Here is a 259-nt window from a genome sequence, read left to right as displayed (position 1 = left end):
GGGCTTGCACCGAGGTGAGCGCGGCGACCTGGGTGGAGGTCAGGGCCACCATGTCGGCGGTGGTCATGCCCTTGAGCTGGTCGGTGTTGAGCGCACCGATCTGGCCGGTGGTCAGGGCCTGCACGCCATCGGTGGTGAGGGCGCCCACTTGCGTGGAGGTCAGGCCGGCCAGCGCGGCGGTGGTGATCGAGCGCACGTCCGCCGTCTCCAGGCTGCGGACCTGGCCGGTGGTGAAGGCGTTGACCTGATCGGACGTGAG

The 259-nt window shown here is 70.3% G+C and carries 1 protein-coding gene; it reads right to left on the bottom strand.

Annotated features, from left to right (window positions below; translation table 11 throughout):
• A partial coding sequence (locus tag ACG01O_RS22265) for a hypothetical protein (protein ID WP_394387806.1) occupies positions 1–259 on the bottom strand: 259 nt, incomplete at both ends.

The sequence above is a fragment of the Pelomonas baiyunensis genome, assembly GCF_043555935.1.
Classification (GTDB): Bacteria; Pseudomonadota; Gammaproteobacteria; order Burkholderiales; family Burkholderiaceae_C; genus Pelomonas; species Pelomonas baiyunensis.
The sequence above is the reverse complement of the archived record's forward strand: the minus strand, read 5'-3'. Positions and strand labels throughout refer to the sequence as shown.